General features: G+C 64.1%; 1 protein-coding gene. It reads right to left on the bottom strand.

What is annotated here, in order from left to right; translation table 11 throughout:
- On the bottom strand, positions 1-227 hold a 227-nt coding region (locus ACPYOG_RS21060), incomplete at its 3' end, for a cytosine permease (protein ID WP_481295983.1).
- Between the last annotated feature and the right edge of the window lie 4 nt (positions 228-231).

Here is a 231-nt window from a genome sequence, read left to right as displayed (position 1 = left end):
ATCCAGGGGAGGCTGCCGGCAATGATGACGAGTATGGCCTGCCAGATCTCCAGGCCCAGCAGAATCAGGGAGGCCCCCACTGTGAAGTTCAGGACGCTGACATTCGGGGCCGCCCATACGGGGAAGAGATCGCGGGCGCGGCCGTGCCTTTCGGAGGCTTGGATGAGTTCGATGCCCCTGGTTTCGGGGTGGGCAAGCGGTTCGGGGTAGGTGACCGGATCGGTCATTGGG

The sequence above is a fragment of the Leifsonia sp. HAY1-4F genome (genome assembly GCF_056755275.1).
Note: the sequence above shows the minus strand (reverse complement) of the source record. Positions and strands in the feature narration are given on the sequence as shown.